14 protein-coding genes, 1 tRNA gene and 1 riboswitch are annotated in these 21,847 nt (G+C 72.6%); of the genes, 7 read left to right on the forward strand and 8 right to left on the reverse strand.

Annotated elements, in window-relative coordinates; all coding sequences use genetic code 11:
• Positions 1 to 515: 515 nt before the first annotated feature.
• Positions 516 to 1,064: a MarR family winged helix-turn-helix transcriptional regulator gene (locus tag ACWCPI_RS11490; RefSeq protein ID WP_451037941.1), complete on the reverse strand. Its 549-nt coding sequence runs from the start codon at positions 1,062 to 1,064 to the stop codon at positions 516 to 518.
• Positions 1,065 to 1,196: 132 nt separating this feature from the next.
• Between ACWCPI_RS11490 and ACWCPI_RS11495 the strand changes: the two genes are divergently transcribed.
• Entirely contained in the window at positions 1,197 to 2,465 is a 1,269-nt protein-coding gene (locus ACWCPI_RS11495) for an MFS transporter (RefSeq protein ID WP_451038211.1), read from the forward strand.
• A gap of 30 nt (positions 2,466 to 2,495) precedes the next feature.
• On the opposite strand, the gene ACWCPI_RS11500 is transcribed toward ACWCPI_RS11495, so the two are convergent.
• Positions 2,496 to 4,160 (reverse strand): ATP-binding SpoIIE family protein phosphatase, encoded by a 1,665-nt coding sequence (locus tag ACWCPI_RS11500; RefSeq protein ID WP_451037942.1) that lies wholly within the window; start codon positions 4,158 to 4,160, stop codon positions 2,496 to 2,498.
• A 190-nt stretch (positions 4,161 to 4,350) separates the two neighbouring features.
• Positions 4,351 to 5,730: an NAD(P)/FAD-dependent oxidoreductase gene (locus ACWCPI_RS11505; RefSeq protein ID WP_451037943.1), complete on the reverse strand. Its 1,380-nt coding sequence runs from the start codon at positions 5,728 to 5,730 to the stop codon at positions 4,351 to 4,353.
• A 384-nt stretch (positions 5,731 to 6,114) separates the two neighbouring features.
• Here ACWCPI_RS11505 and ACWCPI_RS11510 point away from each other — a divergent pair, with 384 nt between their 5' ends.
• Together ACWCPI_RS11510 and ACWCPI_RS11515 are read left to right on the forward strand one after the other, a co-directional pair.
• Positions 6,115 to 6,897 carry a TetR/AcrR family transcriptional regulator gene (locus ACWCPI_RS11510; RefSeq protein ID WP_451037944.1) on the forward strand — a complete coding sequence of 261 codons (783 nt, stop codon included), beginning with the start codon at positions 6,115 to 6,117 and terminating at the stop codon, positions 6,895 to 6,897.
• 558 nt (positions 6,898 to 7,455) lie between these two features.
• Positions 7,456 to 9,468 carry a sigma-70 family RNA polymerase sigma factor gene (locus ACWCPI_RS11515; protein WP_451037945.1) on the forward strand — a complete coding sequence of 671 codons (2,013 nt, stop codon included), beginning with the start codon at positions 7,456 to 7,458 and terminating at the stop codon, positions 9,466 to 9,468.
• 186 nt (positions 9,469 to 9,654) lie between these two features.
• Here ACWCPI_RS11515 and ACWCPI_RS11520 read toward each other — a convergent pair whose 3' ends face one another.
• Positions 9,655 to 11,754 (reverse strand): asparagine synthase-related protein, encoded by a 2,100-nt coding sequence (locus tag ACWCPI_RS11520; protein ID WP_451037946.1) that lies wholly within the window; start codon positions 11,752 to 11,754, stop codon positions 9,655 to 9,657.
• Between the two features lie 713 nt (positions 11,755 to 12,467).
• Here ACWCPI_RS11520 and ACWCPI_RS11525 point away from each other — a divergent pair.
• The 4 genes from ACWCPI_RS11525 to ACWCPI_RS11540 all read left to right on the forward strand — a co-directional run bounded on the left by ACWCPI_RS11525 (position 12,468) and on the right by ACWCPI_RS11540 (position 17,693).
• Positions 12,468 to 13,892, forward strand: a complete 1,425-nt coding sequence (locus ACWCPI_RS11525) for an MFS transporter (protein ID WP_451037947.1) — start codon at positions 12,468 to 12,470, stop codon at positions 13,890 to 13,892.
• A gap of 165 nt (positions 13,893 to 14,057) precedes the next feature.
• Positions 14,058 to 15,266, forward strand: a complete 1,209-nt coding sequence (gene lhgO / locus ACWCPI_RS11530) for an L-2-hydroxyglutarate oxidase (RefSeq protein ID WP_451037948.1) — start codon at positions 14,058 to 14,060, stop codon at positions 15,264 to 15,266.
• An 84-nt stretch (positions 15,267 to 15,350) separates the two neighbouring features.
• Positions 15,351 to 16,205 (forward strand): tRNA (guanosine(46)-N7)-methyltransferase TrmB, encoded by an 855-nt coding sequence (gene trmB, locus ACWCPI_RS11535; protein WP_451037949.1) that lies wholly within the window; start codon positions 15,351 to 15,353, stop codon positions 16,203 to 16,205.
• 84 nt (positions 16,206 to 16,289) lie between these two features.
• On the forward strand, positions 16,290 to 17,693 hold the full coding sequence (locus ACWCPI_RS11540; RefSeq protein ID WP_451037950.1) for a PrsW family intramembrane metalloprotease: 1,404 nt from the start codon (positions 16,290 to 16,292) through the stop codon (positions 17,691 to 17,693).
• A gap of 172 nt (positions 17,694 to 17,865) precedes the next feature.
• Here the strand turns inward: ACWCPI_RS11540 and ACWCPI_RS11545 are convergent, their stop codons facing one another.
• The 4 genes from ACWCPI_RS11545 to ACWCPI_RS11560 form a co-directional block, all read right to left on the reverse strand.
• The gene (locus ACWCPI_RS11545; RefSeq protein ID WP_451037951.1) at positions 17,866 to 18,810 is read right to left on the reverse strand and encodes an aldo/keto reductase; all 945 of its coding nucleotides are present in this window, start codon (positions 18,808 to 18,810) and stop codon (positions 17,866 to 17,868) included.
• A 187-nt stretch (positions 18,811 to 18,997) separates the two neighbouring features.
• A complete protein-coding gene (locus ACWCPI_RS11550) occupies positions 18,998 to 20,020 on the reverse strand; it encodes a M23 family metallopeptidase (protein ID WP_451037952.1) in 1,023 nt (340 codons plus the stop codon).
• A gap of 11 nt (positions 20,021 to 20,031) precedes the next feature.
• A riboswitch (cyclic di-AMP (ydaO/yuaA leader) is annotated at positions 20,032 to 20,196 on the reverse strand.
• A 325-nt stretch (positions 20,197 to 20,521) separates the two neighbouring features.
• Positions 20,522 to 20,595: transfer RNA gene (locus ACWCPI_RS11555), tRNA-Met, on the reverse strand.
• A 75-nt stretch (positions 20,596 to 20,670) separates the two neighbouring features.
• Positions 20,671 to 21,804, reverse strand: coding sequence for a dihydrofolate reductase family protein (locus ACWCPI_RS11560; protein ID WP_451037953.1), 1,134 nt, complete (start codon positions 21,802 to 21,804; stop codon positions 20,671 to 20,673).
• Positions 21,805 to 21,847 lie beyond the last annotated feature (43 nt).

The raw sequence follows: 21,847 nt of genomic DNA on the forward strand, positions 1-21,847 counted from the left end.
GGCGTTGACTTTTGGCACGCTGTTGAGTTCTCAAGGAACGGTCGCTTCCTTCGTACTCACCCTCTCGGGCTTTCCTCCGGGCGCTTCCCTTCGGTCTTGCGTTTCCGACTCTATCAGATCTTTTCTCGATCCGATTTCCTCGGTGCTTTCCAGGTTCCCGCTCTCGCGTTTCCCTTTCCGGCGCTTCCGACTTTATCAGATCTTTCCGGGTCTGACTCCCAGTCAGCGGGGTCTGTCTTCGCGGCTGTTGGGCCGTTCCGACGTCTCAAACCTTAGCGGATCCTCTCGGCGATTCCCAATCGGGCCGCCGAGTCCCAATTCGAATTGAATTCGGGCACGCCGAAATCAACCCCGTCGGGAGATCGTGCTGATGGTTTGGTTTGCCGCTGTCGCGGCGGGAGGTGCTGTCGCAGAACCGTTACGGCTCCGCGGCAACCCGAAGAACTTTACGGATCGGGGAGGAGGGTGTCAAGCACCCTCTGTCAAGATCTTTTGCGGCGGCGACAGGGGCCGCGTCAGTCGAGGTCGGTGAGGCGTCCGCCGGCGTCCGGCTGGGCGTGCTCCACCCTGCGGAGCAGGCGTGTGAGGACCTCGCCGAGAGCGGTGCGCTCCTCGGGAGAGAGGTCCTGGAGCAGGTCCTCCTCGAAGACCGTCGCAAGTCTCATCGCCTCCAGCCACTTCTCGCGCCCCTCGCCGGTCAGCTCCACGATGACGCGGACGCGGTTGGACTCGTCCCGTTCACGGGTCACCAGTCCTTCGGCGACCATGCGGTCGATCCGGTGGGTCATGGCGGCCGGCGTGAGGCCGAGCCGCTTGGCGAGGTCGCTCGGGCCCATGCGGTAGGGGGCGCCCGACAGGACCAGGGCCTTGAGGACCTCCCACTCGGCGTTGCTGATGCCCAGGGCCGCGGTCTGGCGGCCGTAGGCGACGTTCATGCGCCGGTTCAGGCGGGACAGCGCCGAGACGATCTTCTCGACCTGGGGGTCGAGGTCCTGGAACTCGCGCTGGTAGGCGGCGATCTGCTCTTCGAGGGTCGGCTCGCTGAGGCCGGAGGGGTCGCCCATGGGCCGAGTATCGCATGGGCGTGCTTGGCGTCGAAGTCCTTCGATGTGTACTGTTTACCTTCGAAGTTTAGCTTTGAAGTCTTCACATCTATAGCGAGAGAGGTGAACGTGACCAGGGCGATGGGCGCAGCGATGCGCCGGATCCACGTGGGCAACGCACTCAGCGCGTTCGGGCTCGGTTTTACCGTCCCCTACCTGTACGTCTATGTCGCGCAGGTACGAGGGCTCGGTGCCATGACCGCGGGGCTGGTCCTCGCCGTCTTCGCCGTGGCCGCGCTGGTGGTGCTGCCGTTCGCCGGGCGGGCCATCGTCCGGCGGGGCCCGCTGCCGGTGCTGCTCGCCGCTCTGGTCACCGCCGCGCTGGGGTCGTTGTGCCTCGGGCTCGCGGGCGACGCCGTGTCCGTCCTGCTGTCGGCGGCGGCGCTCGGGGCGGGGCAGGCCGTGATGCAGCCGGCGCTCGCGACGATGATCGTGGACTGCTCGCCGTCGGAGACCCGGTCGCGGGCGTTCGCGATGCAGTTCTTCCTGCAGAACCTGGGGCTCGGGGTCGGCGGCCTCATCGGAGGGCACCTCGTCGACACGTCGAGTGTCTCGTCCTTCACTGTGCTGTTCGCGATCGAGGCGGCGATGTTCCTGCTGCTCGTCGTGGTGATGTCGACCGTCCGGATGCCGCGTGCGCCTCGGATCGAGGGTGCGCCGGGCGGCGGGCCGGTGAAGGGCAGCTGGAGGCAGTTGCTCGGGAACCGGGCGATGGTCCAGCTGTGCGTGCTGGGCTTCGTGCTGTTCTTCGCCTGCTACGGGCAGTTCGAGTCGGGGCTCGCCGCGTACGGGGTCGAGGCGGCCGGGGTTTCGACCTCGGCGCTCGGGACCGCGCTGGCGGCCAACACCGCGATGATCGTGGTGGCGCAGTTCGCCGTGCTGAAGTTCGTGGAGCGGCGCAGGCGGTCCCGTGTGATCGCGGCCGTGGGGCTGATCTGGGCGGTGGCCTGGGTCGCGGCCGGGTATGCGGGGCTCGGTCATGCGAGTCAGGCGATGGCCACGGCGGCTTTCGTCTCGACGTATGCGCTGTTCGGGCTGGGTGAGGCCATGCTCTCGCCGACGGTGGCTCCGCTGGTGGCCGATCTGGCCCCGGAGGGCATGGCCGGCCAGTACAACTCCGCTTTCGCCCTGGTGAAGCAGCTCGCTCTGGCTGTCGGGCCGGCGGTGGGCGGCCCGATGGGGGCGGCGCTGCACGGGCCGTATGTCGTGACGTTCTTCGGGTTCTCGCTGGCCATCACCTATCTCGCGTTGCGGTTGGGGCGCCAGCTCAGCGCCGTTCAGGACCAGCCGTCGTCGGCCAGGAGCCGGGTGGTGGCGCAGGGGACCGCGTCGCCGTCCGGGCAGGCCCGCACCCACGCCTGATTCTGTCGCCGCCGCACGGCGGGCCGGCTGCTACGAGCTCCGGTTCCCGCCTCCCGGCAGCACGAACTCGCACCACACCGCCTTTCCGCCGCCCGGTGTCCGGCGGCTCCCCCAGGCGGAGGCGATGGTGGCGACGATGGCGATGCCCCGGCCGGATTCGTCGCCCGGCTCGGCTCTGCGGCGGCGGGGCAGGTGGTCGTCGCCGTCGGTGACCTCGATGATCAGGCGGCGGTCGGTGCGGCGCAGGCGCAGCCGCATGGGGGGTGTGCCGTGCTGGAGGGAGTTCGCCACCAGCTCGCTCGTCGCCAGGACTCCCAGGTCGTGCAGGTCCGCGGGGAAGCGCCAGCTCGTCAGGACGCCGGAGGCGAAGGCGCGGGCTCGGGGGGCCGCCTCCACACCGCCCAGGAGTTCGAGGGCCGCGTTGCGGAAGAGGTCGCTGTCGGGGCCGGTGCGGGCCGGGTGCTGGAGGACCAGGACCGCCACGTCGTCGTCGTGGTCCGCGGTGACGCCCGCGCTGCGGACCAGGCGGTCGCAGACCACCTGGGGGGTGCCGGTCGCGCCGGCCAGGGCTCGTTCGAGGGAGGCGATTCCCTCGTCGAGGTCCTCGTCCCTGCGTTCCACCAGGCCGTCGGTGTAGAGGACGGCCGTGGAGCCGGGGCTCAGGGCGATCGAACCGGACGCGTGCATCCACCCGCCGGTGCCGAGGGGCGGGCCGGTGGGTTCGTCGGCGCGTTCGACCTGTCCGTTCTCGTCGCGGACCAGGATCGGTAGGTGGCCGGCGGAGGCGTACACCAGGCGGCCCTCGTTCGGGTCGTGGATGGCGTAGACGCAGGTGGCGATCTGGTTGGCGTCGATCTCCATGGCCAGGCCGTCGAGGAGCTGCAGGATCTCGTGCGGGGGGAGGTCCAGGCGGGCGTAGGCGCGCACCGCCGTACGGAGCTGGCCCATGACCGCCGCCGCCCGTACGCCTCTGCCCATCACGTCGCCGATCACCAGGGCCGTGCGGCCGCCGCCGAGGGTGATCACGTCGTACCAGTCGCCGCCGACCGCGGCCTCCGTGCCGCCCGGGTGGTAGGTCGCGGCGATGCGCAGGTCGTCCGGTTGTTCGAGCTCCTGGGGGAGGAGTGAGCGCTGGAGGGTGACGGCTGTTTCGCGCTGGCGGCGTTCGCTGGCGCGCAGGCGTTCGGCGGCCTCCGCGTGGTCGGTGACGTCGGTGGCGAAGACGAGGACACCGCCGTCGCCCTCCGTCACGGGGGTGCAGGTGAAGGTGTAGGAGCGGCCGCCGGGGGCCTTGCGGGACTTGAGGGTCCGGGGCCTGCCGCTGCGCAGGACCTGGTCGAGGAGGGGGAGCAGGCCCAGTTCGGCCAGTTCGGGGAGGGACTGGCGCGCGGGTTCACCCGGGAGGCGTACACCGAAGGCCGTCACATAGGCGTCGTTGACGTACGCCAGGCGGTGGTCGGTGCCGTGGACGAGGGCGACCAGCGACGGGATGCGGTCCAGGACCTCGCGGACCGGCAGCTCGTCCAGGGCGGGGACGGGCTGGGAGTCGTCGGTGAGGGGTTCGGCACGGGCGGCGGGGACGGCGCCCGGGCTCTCTCCCCGGCGGTCCTGGGCGACCGCCGCCGCGGGTTCGGTCCGCGCTGCGGCGCGGCGCTGCGTTCCGGGGAGCCGGGCGCTCCAGCGCGTGAAGTTCACGAATCCTTGCCTCGTGTCGTCGTCTTCGGCCAGCTCCGGACCGGGCCGGGGGTCTGCGGGGCGGCACCCCGGGGTTGCAGCACGGTGGGTCGTCCAGGGTCGGGATCGGTTCGGGGTCAGTCTGGCAGTGCGGCCGACCTGGCCGACACCCGTCAGACGCCCGCCCGGTCGATGGAGTTCCTGGGTCCGGTCAGGACGACCCCTTCGGGTCGCCTTCGGGCTTGTGGGGATGTTTTCCACCGGCCGCGAGTTCGAACTCCGCTCGGGGATGTTCGAGTGAACCGAGGGAGACGACTTCCCTCTTGAAGAGTCCCGACAGCGTCCATTCGGCCAGGACGCGGGCCTTGCGGTTGAAGGTCGGCACCCTGCTGAGGTGGTAGACGCGGTGCATGAACCAGGCAGGGTAGCCCTTGAGCTTGCGCCCGTAGACCTGTGCGACGCCCTTGTGGAAGCCGAGGGAGGCGACCGAGCCCGCGTACGTGTACGCGTACGTCTCCAGGGGCTCGCCGCGCAGGGAGTGGACGATGTTGTCGCCGAGCACCTTCGCCTGGCGCAGGGCGTGCTGGGCGTTGGGGGCGCAGTGCGCGCCGGGCTCGCCGGCGGTGACGTCGGGGACGGACGCGGCGTCTCCGGCGGCCCACGCGTGCGTGGTGCCCTCGACGGCCAGCTCGGGGGTGCACTTCAGTCGGCCGCGGTCGTTGCGGGGCAGGTCGGTCGCGGCGAGGATCGGGTGGGGTCTGACGCCGGCCGTCCAGACGACCGTGCGGGTCGGGAAGCGGGCGCCGTCGCTGAGGACGGCCACGCGGTCCGCGCAGGAGTCGAGACGGGTGCCCAGGCGTACGTCGATGTTGCGGCGGCGCAGTTCGGTGACGGTGTAGCGGCCCAGGTCCGTGCCGACCTCGGGCAGGATGCGGTCCGATGCCTCGACGAGGACCCACTTCATGTCCTCGGGCCGGACGTTGTGGTAGTACCGCGTGGCGTACCGGGCCATGTCCTCCAGCTCGCCGAGTGCCTCCACGCCCGCGTAGCCGCCTCCGACGAAGACGAAGGTGAGGGCCGCGTCGCGGATCGCGGGGTCGCGGGTTGAGGAGGCGATGTCCATCTGCTCGATGACGTGGTTGCGCAGGCCGATGGCCTCTTCGACGGTCTTGAAGCCGATGCCGTGGTCGGCGAGGCCGGGGACGGGCAGGGTGCGCGAGACGGAACCGGGGGCGAGCACGAGTTCGTCGTACGACAGCTGTTCGGTGCCCGTGCCCTCCTCCTCGGTGGCGAGGGTGGTGACGGTCGCGGTGCGCTTCGCGTGGTCGATGGCGGTGGCCTCGCCGATGATGATCCGGCAGCCGGGCAGGACGCGGCGCAGCGGTACGACGACGTGACGTGGGGAGATGGACCCGGCGGCCGCCTCGGGGAGGAACGGTTGGTACGTCATGTACGGGTCGGGGGTGACCACCGTGATCTCGGCCTCGCCCCGCGCGAGTTCCTGTCTGAGTCTCCGGGTCAGACGCAGGGCCGTGTACATCCCGACGTAGCCGCCGCCGACAACGAGAATGCGCGCACGTTCCTTCACCATCCCATGACGCACCCGACGCTTGCGTTTGTCCACAGGCTCGACAATTTGTGTGACCGGAGGCCGGTGGTGCCGCGATTTGGCCGAAATGCCGGAGTGCGGGGAGAGTCCGCAGGTCAAGGGGTGCGCGCCGAGGGATCGCGGGTGGCGCAATCTGGGCGTAAACGACCCGTACTCCGATCGAGGGGAGCTCCGTGCGGAACCTGCCCCTTCTGAATTGACCCCCTCTCAACTATGTTCGTGTGTCGACGGGGTGTAGGGGGATGCGCTCTTCGAGTCCGCGAGTCACACAGGGCGAACTCGTTGTCCGGGCTTGTTCCGCGACGCTCCGGCTTGCAATGACGGGGAGTGTCTCCGGGGGGAGACGTCATTACCGGGGGATCGCTTATGCATGTTCAGGATTCTCGTTGGTCTTCCGCGTCCGCCATCGCAACGGGCGGCGGAGCGGTGAGCGGCACGATGAGCGCGGCTGCGGGCAACGGACGCGGGGACAGCTCGCGTACGACGCCGCTGCGCGTGGACGCACAGCGCAATCTGGAGCACGTGCTGCGTGCGGCGCGCGAGGTCTTCGGCGAGCTGGGATACGGCGCGCCGATGGAGGACGTGGCGCGGCGCGCGCGGGTCGGCGTCGGGACGGTGTACCGGCGTTTCCCGAGCAAGGACGTCCTGGTGCGGCGGATAGCCGAGGAGGAGACCTCCCGGCTGACCGACCAGGCGCGGGCGGCGCTCGGCCAGGAGGACGAGCCGTGGTCGGCGCTGTCGCGCTTCCTGCGCACGTCGGTGGCCTCGGGCGCGGGCCGGCTGCTGCCGCCGCAGGTGTTGCGGGTCGGGGTCGCCGAGGACGGCGCCGCGCTCGACGATGCCCGGGTGCCGCAGCAGCGGATACAGCCGGGCGCCGGTGAGCTGCGTCTGGTGCCCGAGCCGCCCGCGGTGGTGACGGCGAACCCGGTGGACGACGCGGGGGCGGCGGCGCTGCTCGACGTGGTGGGCCAGCTCGTGGAGCGGGCCCGTGCGGCGGGCGAGCTGCGGGCCGACGTGTCGGTGTCGGACGTCCTGCTGGTGATCGCCACGGCGGCGCCCTCGCTGCCGGACGCGGCGCAGCAGGCCGCGGCGTCGGCGCGGTTGCTGGACATCCTGCTGGAAGGGCTGCGGTCGCGGCCCCAGGCATGAGTCGGCGGTCGCGGCCCCAGGCATGAGTCGGCAGGCGGTCGTGAGCCTGCCGGGGTGACCGAGAGGCGGGGCGGACCCCGCGCCGTCCTCGCCTCGAACGCCGCGGCGGGCACGACCGGGGGCTGCAGCCGCCGGACTCGACTCCCGTCGAGACAGGGCCGCTTGAGCTCAGCCCGTACGGGCGCGGGCAGGTCCTGTCCGCGAAATCCTGTCGTCCGCCCGGAGGGTGGGCGCCGCGGGGTCCGGTGCGTGCTCTGGGGCTGCCCCCGGCCTGAGGCCGGGGGAGTGCCGGGCGGAAGCACTCGTACTGGTGGTGCGTGACCCTTTCGGGCGGTACGGCGGGAGGCCGCCTCCCCCGCCCGTCGGACAGCGGGGAACGTGCCAGGCGCCGCGGGGCAGGCGGGACTTCGCGGGCACGGCCCGGTACTGCCGTACCGCCCTGCGGGTAGTCCCCACGGACGGGTGGATGTCCGTACGCATGGATCGTGACCCGAAGCCCATGTGGCACCCTGACCCGGTGGCCTGGACTGGTGGAGCTGGCGGCAGGGGCTTTCCGCGATGAGTGTTGACGGGCGGGACGAGTCGCACGGTGACGATGACTCGTCGACTCCGCAGGTGCCGAGTCAGGGCGGACGAGCGGACCTGCCGCCGGGCGGCGGTGCCGCGGAGGACCGCACACGAGGACACGCGCAGGGACGCGCCGGGGGCGGTGTCCCGGCCCAGCGCGACCGGCGTGAGGACAGCGCGCTGCCGTCGCCGCGCCGGCTGCCTCCCTCGGACGCCGACCTGGTCGGGCGGATGCGTTCCGGCGACGACACCGCGTACGAGGAGCTGTACCTCAGGCACGCGGAGGCGGTCCGCCGGTACGCGCGCACCTGCTGCCGTGACGCCCACACCGCCGACGACCTCACGGCCGAGGTCTTCGCCCGTATGCTCCAGGCGGTCCGCGGCGGCTCCGGTCCCGAGCACGCCGTACGCCCGTATCTGCTGACCTCGATCCGGCGTGCCGCGGCCGATTGGACACGGTCGGCGCGGCGCGAGCAACTCGTCGACGACTTCGCGGTGTTCGCCGCGCAGTCGGCGCGCGCCTGCGATGTCCCGGACGACGACACCGTCGACCTGGGCGCGGACGTGCGGGCGATGCACGAGGCCGAACGATCCCTGGCGATGCGTGCCTTCCGGTCGTTGCCGGAGCGCTGGCAGGCGGTGCTGTGGCACACCGAGGTCGAGGACGAGTCCCCCAGCGAGGTCGCCACGCTGTTCGGGCTCGACGCCAACGGCACGCGCGTGCTCGCCAGCCGTGCCCGCGAGGGACTCAAGCAGGCCTACCTACAGGCCCATGTCAGTGCCAGCCTCGCCGGTGACGAGGGGTGTGCCCGCTACGCCGACCGGCTCGGCGCCTACGCCCGGGGCAGCCTGCGTGCCCGTGCCGAGCGGGGGCTGCGCAAGCACCTGGAGGAGTGCGCCAGGTGCCGGCTGGCCGCGGGCCAGATCAAGGAAGTCGCCGGCGGCATCCCCGCCGTCGTGCCGGTCGCGGTCATCGGCTGGTTCGGCGCCGCCGGGTACGCCAAGGCGGCCGGGCTCATCGCCGGTGGTGCCGGGGCGGGCGCGGCCGGTGCCGCGGGAGCGGCCTCGGCGGGCGGCTCGTCGGGCGGTGCCGGGGCGACCGGCGGGGCCGCGACCGGCGGTGGTTCGTCCGGTGGAGCGAGCAGCGGCGCGGTGGCATCCGAGGGGCTCGGGGCGCCGCTGAAGGCCGGGATCGCGGCCGGTGTGGTCGCCGTGGGCGTGGCCGCGGCGCTCGTGCTCGGGCTGTCCGGCGGCGACACACCTGCCGGCCGGGAGGACGCCAAGCAGCCCTCCGTACCGACTCCCATCGTCGAGGGCCCCCCGACGCCCGAACCGCCGACGCCAACACCCACGCCCACGCCGACACCGACACCGACGCCACCGAAGCCGTCGGCGAAGGAACCCGCTCCGCGCCCCCCGGCGATCGTCCCCGCCGCCGGGCCGAGGCCGGCACCGACACCGACCGGGACCCCGTCACCCACGCCCCGTCCGAAGCCTCCGGCCACGCCGGCGCCGGCCCCCACACCGACACCGCCGCCGCCTCCCGCGCCTGCTCCCCCGCCCGCCCCTGCCGTCTACCAGTGGAGCGAGCTGTCGTACGACATCGCGGGCGACGGCAGCGCGCCGGAGATGCGGATCGGCCAGAGCAGCTGGGTGTGGCAGCGGTACGGCGGCGTGTCGATCGCCGGCAAGCGGTACACGCACGGCGTCACCGTGCACGGCCGGTCCTCCGTCACCATCGACCTCAACCGGGAGTGCTCCGCCTACGAGGCGCTGGTCGGCGTCGACGACTCGGCCCTGGGGCTCGGCGCCTTCTCCTTCTCCGTCCACGCCGACGGCGTCCGGCTGTGGCGGTCCGGGCCGCTCAAGGGCGGGGACCCGGCGGTACCGGTCCATGTGAACCTCGCCGGGCGGGAGACGGTACGGCTGGTGGTGGAGCCGCGCAGCACGGCCGACACCCTGCTCCTCGCGGACTGGGCGGAGTCGAAGTTCAGCTGCGTGTGAGGAGGCTGGTCGCGTCGCGCGGTGGGCGGGTGGCCGGGACCGGAACAGACGGGGCGCGGCCGGGACCAGGACCGGGGCGCGGCCGGCAGACGACCGTCGCCGCACCACGTGCGGGACGCACCTGACCGGCAGACCACCGAAGCGGGCGCACGGGCCGACAGGCACCCGTGAGCTGTCACACGCCCTCTAGGCCCGCCGCGCCGCGGCCCCCGCCCCCAACGCCCCCCGCTGCGGCATGATCCCCGCCGGTACCGCCCGTTGGCGTGCCGGGGTGCCCGTCCAGCAGGTGCCCCGGCGGGCGAGCAGGCGGCGCAGCCAGAGTTCGAGGGAGACCAGGTCGGCCAGGCCGTCCAGGGGCAGGGGCTCGCCCTCGGCCGCCGCGCGGAGGGCCTTGCGGACGACGCGGGCTTCCACCAGGCCCGCCTGGGCGAGCAGGGGGGTGCCGAAGAGGGACATCAGCGGGTCGGCGGCCACCCGCATGCCGGTACGCGCCGCTACCGCCGACGACCCGTGCGACGGGGCACCCCAGCCGACGGGGAGGTCGGCCACTCCGGCGCCCTCCAGGACCGTACGGAGAATCGCGGCGCGGGCGCCGGGCTGAACGCGCAGGGCCTCCGGGAGGGTCCGGCAGGCGCGCACGACCTGGTTGTCGAGGAACGGGGCGTGCAGGCGCTGGAAGCGGATCTCCGCGGCCTGTTCGAGGACGCGCAGGTCCGCCGCGTGCCGGGCGAGGGCCGCACGCGCGCGGTAGTCGCCGGGGCGCTGGCCCGGGCCGACCCCGTTGCGGTTCGTGGCCGCTTGCAGGCGAACCGATACTTCGGCCAGTGCCTCTCCGGTCAGCCAGCGGGCCGCCGGCCCCGGTCTGGCCCAGGTGAGCGCGGCGAGCGAGGCCCCCACGGCGCCTCCGGGCTCGTCGAAGCGGCGGTGCATGAGGCGGTCGGCCAGAAAGTCCAGGCCCGTCCGGTACGGGGTGCGGGCGAGTTTGCGCGCCGCGCCGTACACGCGTGCGGGGACCAGCACCGAGCCGTCCGCCTTCGCCAGCGCCGCGACCGGGCGGACGAGATGCCGTCGCTTGCGGTCCATCAACAGGTCCGCGAGGCGGGCCGGGTGGGCGTCCAGGACCTGGCGGGCGCCGTATCCGGTGAAGTGGTCCGCGCTGCCGGACGCCAGGCGCGCGCGGTGCCGCGCCGCCGTCACCAGACTCGGGCCCGGCTCGTCCGTGAGCGGACCGTCCAGGTCGGCGTACGGCAGTGTCTCCTCGCCGCCCGCCACCACCACGTGGTGCAGGCGCGGGTTGGCCGCGAGGGCGCCCGCCCGCTCCAGTTCGGCTTCCCGGCCGCCGACCGCGAGGTCGTTGAAGGTGACCGCGAGGAGGCGTTCCCCCGCGCCCGTGCCGTGGCCCAGGACGGTGCCCGGCATGCCGGGGAGGCCGGCGGCCAGCAGCGCCAGCGTCGCCGACGCGGGGCCGCCGGACAGGTCGGCGCCGATGCCCGGCACCGGCATCCCGCGGGCCGCACGCCGCTCGGCGGGGCCCATCCCCGGCACCGGGCCCGGGTCTATGTCGGCGCCGGGCACATGGCGGGGCGCGGACAGCCGGGTGCGCACCGCCTCCACGAGGGCGTCGCGCACGGCGTCCACCGCGCTGTCCGGGTCCGTCGTCGGGGCGGCCACGGCGAGCGAGGCGACCGGCTCGTACCCGGCGATCTCACGGGCCCCGGTGCGCAGAATCAGCGCATGCCCCGGCGGAATGCGCCGCACGCCGTCGTACGGGGTGGAGTCGTGCAGGGCCGCCGGTACGTCGGGGGCGGCGAGCAGGGCGGCGAGGTGGCCGAAGTCGAGGTTGGCCTCGATGAGGTCGGCGAGCGGGAGCGCGGCCGTCGCGTACGCCGTGCCCCCCGCCCAGGGGGTGTAGAACACGGGCCGCGCGCCTGCCAGGTCGCCGCACACCGTGATCCGGCGGCCGACCTGGACGACGGCCGTGTAGCTGCCGGGCCACGCCGTCAGGTGTCGCAGCGCCCCGCCGCGCGCGGCGAACAGACCGACCCGCAGTTGTTCGTCGCTCGCCCCGCAGGTTCCCAGCACCGCGATCCGGGTCTGCGCGTCGGCCTTGACCACGCGCACCTCGTCGGGGCGCCAGTCGCCGACCGCCCACAGCGGGTCGGGGTCGCCCCACAGGAGCTGGGACCCCACCGGGTGCAGGGTCTCGCCCTCGCTTCCGGTGGCCCCCGCGGAACCGATCCCGGCGGCCACCGCGGCGGTGCTGCTCCACCCCACCAACCACCGCATCGCCGCCTCCACAGGCTGTGGACAACCAGTGCACCGTACGAACCGGTTCACCATGCTGCCATGAAGGACGCCTGCCGGAGCGGCGACGGAGCCGCTCGAACTCCCCCAATTGCGCCCGCGCGGGCGCCCCTGTGACGATCGTGAAGAGTTCGAACTCCCGGGCGGACCAGGAGGTTCGCGCGCCGCCTGCGATGCGAATGCGCCCCCGGTACGCTCCCCGAGAACGCCCTTCGCGCCCTCAAGTTCCGTGGTGGGAGCGGTAATCACCCCGAAAGGCGGGGTCGATTTTCGGCCAAATCGGCGCTGCGACGCCGGGCGCGCGCACACAGCGTGCAACTCCCGCACGCTACTCGCCGTGCTCACGGACGCGCGCAGTCCGGGGAACGCGGCACGCCCCCCGGACCGTTCCGCCGCCCGCGGGGATGAAGGCGGCGGAATCCCCCAGCCCACTGGATCCAGTACAGCGGGCCGACCCACGCATGAGCCATGGAACCGCTCCCCCGATGGCCGGAGAAGAGCGCACGGACGGGCGCACGGCCACACAGCGGGAGCACGTCACAACTGTGCGTGCAGGGCGCGCACTTGAGTGCGGACCACAATCCCGCCATCCGGAACAATGCCCCTTAACGCTTGGGATGCGGCGAACTACGCTGGGTTTACGAATGCCGCGTGGTTATGCCAGCGCGGCAGCCGTCTGTGTCGAGGGGTGGCGCATGTCCAGGGAGCAACGCGGGCCGAACGAAAAACTCGGCGCCGTTCTCGCCCTCGCGGGAATCAGCAACGCAGGCCTCGCGCGGCGCGTCAACGATCTTGGCGCTCAGCGGGGACTGACACTTCGCTACGACAAGACGTCGGTGGCGCGCTGGGTGTCGAAGGGCATGGTGCCGCAGGGTGCCGCGCCTCACCTCATCGCCGCGGCCATCGGCCAGAAGCTGGGCCGACCGGTGCCGCTCCACGAGATCGGCCTGGCGGACGCGGACCCCGCACCCGAAGTGGGCCTCGCCTTCCCCCGGGACGTCGGACAGGCGGTGAAGTCGGCGACGGAGCTCTACCGTCTCGACCTCGCCGGACGACGCGCCGGCTCCGGCGGCATCTGGCAGTCGCTGGCCGGATCATTCGCGGTGAGCGCATACGCAACGCCTGCCTCACGGTGGCTGATAACGCCGGCCGACAGTTCGGTGGCGCGCGAGGTGAGCCCGTCCGAGAGCTCCGGCGCACCGCTCAAAGTCGGCCACAGCGATGTGCAGAAGCTGCGGGAGGCCGCCGAGGACGCCAGGCGCTGGGACTCCAAGTACGGAGGCGGCGACTGGCGTTCGTCCATGGTGCCCGAGTGCTTACGCGTGGAGGCGGCTCCGCTGCTGCTCGGCTCCTACTCCGACGAGGTGGGCCGGGCGCTGTTCGGCGCCTCCGCCGAACTCACGCGCCTCGCCGGGTGGATGGCCTTCGACACCGGACAGCAGGAGGCCGCGCAGCGGTACTACATCCAGGCGCTGCGGCTCGCCCGCGCGGCGGCCGACGTGCCCCTCGGCGGGTACGTGCTGGCGTCGATGTCGCTCCAGGCGACCTACCGGGGCTTCGGCGACGAGGGCGTCGACCTCGCGCAGGCGGCCCTGGAACGCAACCGGAGCCTGGCCACCGCCCGCACCATGAGCTTCTTCCGCCTCGTCGAGGCACGCGCGCATGCGCGTGCGGGGGACGCGCAGGCGGCCGGAGCCGCGCTGAAGGCGGCGGAGGGCTGGCTGGAGCGGTCGCGGGAGGGCGACAACGACCCGTCGTGGCTCGGGTTCTACTCCTACGACCGGTTCTGCGCGGACGCCGCCGAGTGCTACCGGGACCTGAAGGCACCGCGGCAGGTACGGAGGTTCACCGAGCAGGCACTGTCGAAGCCGACGGAGGAGTTCGTGCGCTCGCACGGGCTGCGGCTCGTCGTCTCGGCGGTCGCCGAGCTGGAGTCGGGCAACCTCGATGCCGCGTGCGAGCAGGGCGTGCGGGCGGTGGAGGTCGCGGGGCGCATATCGTCCGCGCGCACCACCGAGTACGTGAAGGACCTGCTGCACCGGCTGGAGCCGTACGGCGACGAGCCGAGGGTCGTCGAGCTGCGCGAGCGGGCGAGGCCGCTGCTCATGACCCCGGCATGACCACCTCGGCCCGGGACCGGCGGCTCGCGCGTCCGAGCCGCCGGTGCCTGTGCTGCGTCGAAGGCCCACCTGATGTGCGACCCGAGCGGCGCCGGGGGCGCCCCACCCTGGTTTGAGGGCGTTGTCAGTGGCGCAGTGCATTATCGAACCCGGGAGGTGGAGCAGGTGCGGGCGATCGCTTACGACTGTGACGTGCTCGTGATCGGCGGTGGGATCGTCGGGCTGGCCACGGCGTACGCGATCACACGTGCCGCGCCGGGCACGAAGGTGACCGTGCTGGAGAAGGAGCCGGGCCCGGCACGGCATCAGACGGGGCGCAACAGCGGGGTCATCCACAGCGGGGTCTACTACCGGCCGGGATCCCTGAAGGCGCGGTACGCGGTGCGGGGCGCCGCCGAGATGGTCAAGTTCTGCGCGGAGTACGGCATCGCGCACGCCGTCACCGGCAAGCTGATCGTCGCGACCGAGCGGGAGGAGCTGCCGAGGCTGCACGCCCTGGTGCAGCGCGGCCGGGAGAACGGCATCCCGGTACGTGAGCTGGGCGCCGCGCAGATCGCGGAGTACGAACCGGAGGTGCGGGGGCTCGCCGCGATACACGTCGGGACGACGGGGGTGTGCGACTTCGTCGGGGTCGCCCGGCAGCTGGCCGAGGCGTCGGGTGCGGAGATCCGGTACGGCGCGCAGGTCGAGCGGGTCGACCGGCGGGCGGAGCTGGGGGTCGCCGTACGCACCTCGCGCGGAGATGTCGTGCGGGGGCGGGTGCTGGTGAACTGCGCCGGGCTGTACTGCGACGAGGTGGCCCGGATGACCGGGGACGAGCCGGAGGCGCGGATCGTGCCGTTCCGGGGGGAGTACTACGAGCTGGCGCGGCCCGAGCTGGTGCGGGGGCTGGTGTACCCGGTGCCGGACCCGGCGTTCCCGTTCCTCGGGGTGCACCTGACACGCGGGATCGACGGCGGTGTGCACATCGGCCCCAACGCGGTGCCGGCGCTGGCCCGGGAGGGATACAGCTGGGGGATCGTACGGCCGCGGGAGGTCGGGGCGACGGTGGCCTGGCCCGGGGTGTGGCGGATGGCACGGCGGCACTGGCGGTACGGGGCCGGGGAGCTGCGGCGGTCGGTGTCGCGGGGGGCGTTCACGGAGGCGGTGCGCAGGTTGCTGCCCGCGGTGACCTCCGACGACCTGGTGCCCGTGGCGGCGGGGGTGCGGGCGCAGGCGGTGCTGCGGGACGGGACGCTGGTGGACGACTTCCTGATACGGGAGGGGGCCAGGGCCGTGCACGTGCTGAACGCACCGAGTCCCGCGGCGACCGCGTCCCTGCCGATCGGGCGGGAGGTCGCCCGGCGGGCGCTGGCGGTGCTGGAAGGGGCGTGAGCGGGGTGGGCTGCCGGGGCCGGCGCCGGCGGGTGACCGGCGCCGGACGCCGACCGGTGACGGCGACGTAAAATCGACCGCACTGTGTCTGACTCCCTCAACGCCCCCGAAGCCTCCCGGCCCGGCACGACCCCCGATCTGCCCGGCGGCCCCGGCGAGCACCCCGACCACACCCCCGGCGTCTCCGTCCGGCACACCCGGGCCAAAGGTGAGCCACGGTTCCCCGACGGGCCCAGAGCCGATCCGGCCGGGTCGCACTTCGAGCGTCGTATCCGCAGTTTCCAGCCGCGGCGCAGCCGGGTGACCGCGGGGCAGGCGGACGCGTTGCAGCGGCTGTGGCCCAAGTGGGGACTCGACATCGACGGACAGCGCGTCGTCGATCTCGGTGAGCTGTTCGGGAACGGCAACCCGGTCGTCCTGGAGATCGGCTTCGGGATGGGGGAGGCCACCGCCCAGATGGCCGCCGCGGATCCGGACACCAACGTCCTCGCGGTCGACGTGCACACCCCGGGGCAGGGGAATCTGCTCAATCTCGCCGACCGGAACGGACTGTCCAATCTCCGGGTCGGCAACGGCGACGCGATCATCCTGCTGCGCGAGATGCTCGCCCCCGACTCCCTCGACGGGCTGCGCGTCTACTTCCCCGACCCCTGGCCCAAGAAGCGCCACCACAAGCGCCGCCTCATCCAGCCGGAGTTCCTCAGCCTTGCCGCGACCCGGCTGAAGCCCGGTGCCCTCGTGCACTGCGCCACCGACTGGGAGCCGTACGCCGAACAGATGCTCGAAGTCCTGACGGCGCATCCCGACTTCGAGAACACCCAGGCGGACGGCGGTTTCGCGCCCCGTCCCGAGTTCCGGCCGCTGACCCGTTTCGAGGGGCAGGGACTGGACAAGGGTCATGTGGTGAACGACCTGCTCTTCCGCCGCGTACAGCGGTAGGAGCAGCACCGACAGCACCCCCACCGGCGCCGGGCCCCCTCGCGCTGCTGCGGGCGGTGCCCCTGTCTCGTTAGGGTCGATGCCGTGGCCACCCGTCCCCCGTACCCGACGCATCCCGCCGGTCCCGCCGGCGGCGCGCTGCGGCATGCGCACTGGTGGCAGAGGCGATGGGTGCGTTACGGCGCGCTCAGCACCCTGCTCGCCCTGTCCGGGCTGGTCATCCTCGCCCTGGTGCGGGAGCAGACGGGCACCGAGGGCTTCCTGGTCGGGCTGGGGCTCGCCGTGCTGCCCGTGCCGCTGCTGGTCGCGTCCTTCCGCTGGCTCGACCGGGTCGAGCCGGGCCCGTGGCGCAACCTGGTGTTCTCCTTCGCGTGGGGCGCCTGTGCGGCGGCGCTGATAGCGATCATCGCCAACAGCTTCGCGACCCAGTGGATAGCGACCGCGACGGCCGATCCGTCGCACGCGGACACCCTCGGCGCGACCGTCATAGCGCCCGTCGTGGAGGAGACCGCCAAGGCCGCGGCTCTCCTGCTGGTGTTCCTCTTCCGCAGACAGGACTTCACCGGGATCGTCGACGGCGTGGTGATAGCCGGCGTCACGGCCACCGGCTTCGCCTTCACCGAGAACATCCTCTACCTGGGCACCGCCTTCGGCACCGACCAGCTCACCGGCGACAGCGGCATCGCCTCCGTCACGGCGGCCACCTTCTTCGTCCGCATCATCATGTCGCCCTTCGCACACCCGCTCTTCACGGTCCTGTGCGGCATCGGCTTCGGCACAGCGGCCCTGTCGGGCGAGCGGCAGCATGCGCGGCGCGTCCTCCTCCCCCTCCTCGGACTTCTGCTCGCCATGGGCATGCACGCCATGTGGAACGGCTCGTCCAGCTTCGGCGAGTACGGGTTCTTCGCCGTGTACGCGGCCTTCATGGTGCCCGCCTTCGGGCTGCTCACCTGGATGGTGATCTGGACCCGGCAGCGCGAGCTGCGGACCGTGCGCGAGGAGTTGCCCGCCTACGTCGTCGCCGGGTGGCTGTCTCCCGGCGAGCCGTTCGTGCTCGGCTCGATGCGCGCGCGGCGGGTGGCCCGGCAGTACGCGCGCGGCCGTGGCGGACGGGCCGCGGCGCGGGAGGTGGCGCGGTACGAGGCGTACGCCACGTCGCTGGCGTTCCTGCGGCACCGGGGGCGCCGCGGCCGGGCCGGCGCCGACTTCGTCGGACGGGAACGGGAGTTGCTGCAGGAGCTGTGGCGCCGGCGGGAGATCGCACGGCCGGCGCTGGAGCACGCGGGCGCCACCGCGCAGCCCTGGCCGGGGTACGGGTACGGGTACGGGTACGGGTACGGGCCGTCGGCGCCGGTGCCTTGGCAGTCGTACGGCCAGGCTCCCGGAGCGGTCCAGGGGCCGGCGTACGGGCCGGTGCACGGGTCGGCACACGGGCCGGTGTACGGGCCGGTGGGGCCGTACACCGCGTACAACCCGTACCGGACGTGACCGGGAGAGATCGGCAGTGGATACCGGCTGAGGAGACGCGCGGGGACCACCGGGGAATCCGACGGACCGGTCAGGCAGACCAGGCGGCCCCTCCCCGACCCCGTCCCGGCCCCCCGACCCCGTCCCGGCCCCCCGACCCCGGTCCTGATCACGGCCCCCGCCCCCGCCTGAGTCAGGCGGACGCCGCCGTCAACCGAGCCAGCTCCTCCTCCGTCAGCCTCAGCTCCGCCACCCCGAGCAGCGCCGGCAGCTGCTCCACCGTCCGGGCCGAGGCGATCGGGGCCGTGACCGACGGCTGGGCCGCAAGCCAGGCCAGGGCGGCCGTGGCCACCGGCACCTCGTGGGCGCGGGCGACCCCGTCCAGGGCGTCGAGCACCCGGCGTCCCCGCTCGGTCCCCAGGTGCTTGGCGGCACCTGCGGCACGGGCGCTCCCCACCGTCGTACGGGCACGGTACTTGCCGGTGAGGAACCCCGAGGCCAGGGCGGAGTACGGGACCGCCCCCAGGCCCTCACGCTCGGCGAGATCCCGGAGTCCGCCCTCGTAGGTGTCCCGGGAGACCAGGTTGTAGTGGGGCTGCAGGGCCACGTACCGGGCGAGGCCCTCGCTGGCGGAGAAGTCAAGGGAGGCCTTCAGCCGCTCGGCGGAGATGTTGGACGCGGCGATGTACCGGACCTTGCCCGCCTTCACCAGGTCGTCCAGGGCGCCGATGATCTCCTCGACCGGCACTTCGGGCTTGTCGAAATGGGTGTAGTACAGGTCGATGTGATCGGTGCCGAGGCGGCGCAGGGAGGCGTCGGCGGCGGCCTTGATGGTGGCCGCGCTCAGGCCCTGGAAGTCGGGGTGCTGGCTGACCTTGGTGGCGATCACGACGTCGTCCCGGTTGCCGCGCGCCTTCAGCCATGAGCCGATGATGGTCTCGGACTCGCCGCCCCCGTTGCCCTGGACCCACGCGGAGTACGAGTCGGCGGTGTCGACGAAGTTGCCGCCCGCCGCCGTGTAGGCGTCGAGCACGGCGAAGGACTGGGCCTCGTCGGCCGTCCAGCCGAAGACGTTGCCGCCGAGGCAGAGGGGGAAGACCCGCAGGTCGGTGGAGCCGAGTGTGCGCAGTGAAGTCATGCTTCACCTCAACCGCCACGAGGGAGTGGACCATTCCGGGGCGGCGACGTTCCCGTGGGCCCGGCCCTCGCCGCCGGTCCGGCGCACCGGCGCACGGACCGGCGGCCCTGACGTCGGGGGGTCGTCGTCAGGGCCGCCGGGGATGAGTCGTGGGGTGTCCCGAGTGCCGCCTCGCAGCGGCCGGGTGTCAGACCGTCAGGCCCTTTCCGCGCAGCCAGGCCATCGGGTCGATGCCGCTCCCGCTGCCGTCGGGGTGGACCTCCAGGTGGAGGTGGGCGCCGGTCACGTTGCCGGTGGCGCCCACGCGGCCGATGACGTCGCCCGTGTTGACCTTCTGGCCGACGCTCACGCTGATCGAGGACTGGTGGGCGTACCAGATCTCGGTGCCGTCCTCCAGGGTGAGGACCGTCTTGTAGCCGTAGGAACCGTCCCAGCCTGCGAAGGTGATGGTGCCGGTGTGCACCGCCTTGATCAGGGTGCCGGAGGGGGCGGCGAAGTCGAGGCCCGTGTGGTAGCCGGAGGACCAGTAGGGGCCGGCCTGCCCGAAGGTCGAGGTGACGGTGTACGAGGAGGTCGGCAGCGCGTACTGCTTGGCCAGCTCGGCGAGGCGCTCGGCCTCGGCCTTCTTGCGGGCCTCCTCCTCGGCCTTGGCCTTGGCGGCGGCGGCCTTGGCCTCCGCCTCCTTCTCCGCCTTGGCGGCCGCGGCGGCGGCTTCCTTCTCGGCGGCGGCGACCGCTTCGGCGGCAGCCTTGCTCTCGATCTGGTCCTGCTGCTGCTCGACCTGGGCGATGATCCGGGCCCGCAGCGCCTCACCGGCGTCGCCGGTGCCCTGGGTGGTCTCCTCGGTGGTCGCGCCCATGGTGCTCAGCGCGGTGCCGGTGTCGGCGGCCGGGGAGTCGTCGTCGGAGATGAGGGGCAGGTCCGGCATGCTGATGGCGACCGGCGGCTTGCCCGTCTGCGCGGTGGCCATGCCGCCCGCGCCGACGGCGGCTATGACGCCGACGCCGAGAACCGTGGAGCTGCGGGCGAGTCCCCCGCCGCGCTGCTTGGCGACGCGATGCCTGCCGCGTACGGGGCGAATGGATTCCGCGGTGGGGTTCCACTCCTCGAACGGGCCCTCGTCAGTGCGGTAGCGGTCGTAGCCGAAGGTGTCGTCGGTGCGCTGACTCGGCACGAACGGGGCTTGCGTAGCAGGCCTGTTGGACGCCACGTGGGCGTGCTCCTTTCCTTCCTTCTCGCCTACCGGGTTAGCTGACGGGTTCGGAGCAGGAAGGTCTCCTACGCGCGTATACCGGCCGTGACTCCACGGCGGCTTCAGCGCGATTCACCCCAGGGTGGTGGTTCCCCGGTTCCCGTACGGGGTACAGGATTCGGCGCGTGCGCACGGAGCCGCCTCTTGTGACGGCTGGGACGACCGCGCTGCGTTATCGAACGTTAATAGACGCGGGGTACGGATTCCAAGCTGTTCTACTTGATCGTTAACGAATTTCGGGCGGACTTACAGGTCATGAGCCCCCCAAAACGGGCGAGTTGACCAAGGCTCCGCAGCCACACAGGTACTGACGGTGTGTCAGTTGTGATGCGGAGGGCGGTCGCCCGGTCACCGTTGGTGACAACACTCAAGGGTCGTCACGGCGGCGAAAGCAGAGAAAAAGCGGGCCCGAACACACTCAGGGCCGGAACTGAATCAGTTCCGGCCCTGAGCCATCAGTAGCGGGGACAGGATTTGAACCTGCGACCTCTGGGTTATGAGCCCAGCGAGCTACCGAGCTGCTCCACCCCGCGGCGATGACTCCATAGTACGCCATCCGCGGGACCGGACGCACACGGCTTTCCGGCGGCAGGCTCCCACCGGCCTTTTCATGGCAGCAGGTGCCCGTTCGGCGCCTTGGCCCGCTCCTCGAACTCGGGCAGGACCACGACGTCCACCCCCTGCTCCGCCAGCGCCCCGCTTCCGTCGGCCCCCATCACGAACGTGTCCGGCTCCCGCCAGGCCGTCACCACCCGCCGCACTCCCGCGTCGAGGATCAGCCGCGCGCAGGGCAGCGGGCGGGACGCCCGCCGCGTGCAGGGCTCCAGGCTGGTGTACACCGTCGCGTCCGCCAGTCTCGGATCGTCGGCGCCGATCTTCGCGAGGGCCGCCTCCTCCGCATGCACCACCGGGTCGCCGGCCTCCCGGGAGTGGCCGCGCGCCAGCTCGGTCCCGTCGGCGGCCACCACCACGGCGCCCACGCTGAACGCCGTGCGCGACGGCGGGCACTGCGCCGCGAGGTCGCACGCGAGCGCCAGCCAGTGCCGGTCCGCGGCGGCGGGCAGCGCGCCGACGCCGGGCGCCGTCGGCTCGTAGCGCATCAGCACGACGTCCTCGATCCGACGGGTCTCCAGCAGCCGCAGCCGCCCGCCCTGGTACCCGCCCGGCCCGAACAGCCGTGGCGCCTTCGGGTCGCCCACGAACAGCGGCGCCAGCACCAGCTGCACCTCGTCGGCCAGCCCTTGCTGGAGCAGCTGGGTGTGGATGAGTCCGCCGCCCTCCACCATCAGCCGCTCCACGCCGCGCACCTCACGCAGATGCGTCAGCAGGTCCCGCCAGTCCAGCTCCGCGCCCAGCGCGACCACGTCCGCCGCGACCGGGGCCCGCCGCAGCCGCTCGGCGCCCTTCTCCGTCGTGTAGACGACCTTCTCGCCGCCCGTGTGCCAGAAGTTCGCCGTCGGATCCAGCTCTCCGGACGCGCTGACCGTGACCTTCAGCGGATACTCCGGCTTGCCCGCCGCCACCCGCGCGGCCCGCCGCTCGGCCGAGTACACCAGCAGCCGCGGGTTGTCCGCCCGGATGGTGCCGGCGCCGACGAGGATCGCGTCCACGGAGGCCCGGACCTCGTCGACCCGGTCGAAGTCGGCCGGACCGGACAGGAGCAGCCGCTCGGCCGTGGTGTCGTCGAGGTACCCGTCCAGTGAGACGGCGGCGGACAGCAGGACGTAGGGGTACGAGGGCATCGGCGCGCTCTCCGCTCGGCGAACTCGGTCGTGGTTCACGGTC

Source organism: Streptomyces sp. NPDC001920 (genome assembly GCF_053594495.1).

Coding starts and splice junctions, on each gene's coding strand:
- ACWCPI_RS11545 (WP_451037951.1), bottom strand. CDS start 18,810: ATGACTTCACTGCGCACACTCGGCTCCACCGACCTGCGGGTCTTCCCC.
- ACWCPI_RS11525 (WP_451037947.1), top strand. CDS start 12,468: ATGTCCAGGGAGCAACGCGGGCCGAACGAAAAACTCGGCGCCGTTCTC.
- ACWCPI_RS11505 (WP_451037943.1), bottom strand. CDS start 5,730: ATGGTGAAGGAACGTGCGCGCATTCTCGTTGTCGGCGGCGGCTACGTC.
- ACWCPI_RS11490 (WP_451037941.1), bottom strand. CDS start 1,064: ATGGGCGACCCCTCCGGCCTCAGCGAGCCGACCCTCGAAGAGCAGATC.
- ACWCPI_RS11515 (WP_451037945.1), top strand. CDS start 7,456: ATGAGTGTTGACGGGCGGGACGAGTCGCACGGTGACGATGACTCGTCG.
- ACWCPI_RS11520 (WP_451037946.1), bottom strand. CDS start 11,754: ATGCGGTGGTTGGTGGGGTGGAGCAGCACCGCCGCGGTGGCCGCCGGG.
- ACWCPI_RS11560 (WP_451037953.1), bottom strand. CDS start 21,804: ATGCCCTCGTACCCCTACGTCCTGCTGTCCGCCGCCGTCTCACTGGAC.
- ACWCPI_RS11510 (WP_451037944.1), top strand. CDS start 6,115: ATGCATGTTCAGGATTCTCGTTGGTCTTCCGCGTCCGCCATCGCAACG.
- ACWCPI_RS11495 (WP_451038211.1), top strand. CDS start 1,197: ATGCGCCGGATCCACGTGGGCAACGCACTCAGCGCGTTCGGGCTCGGT.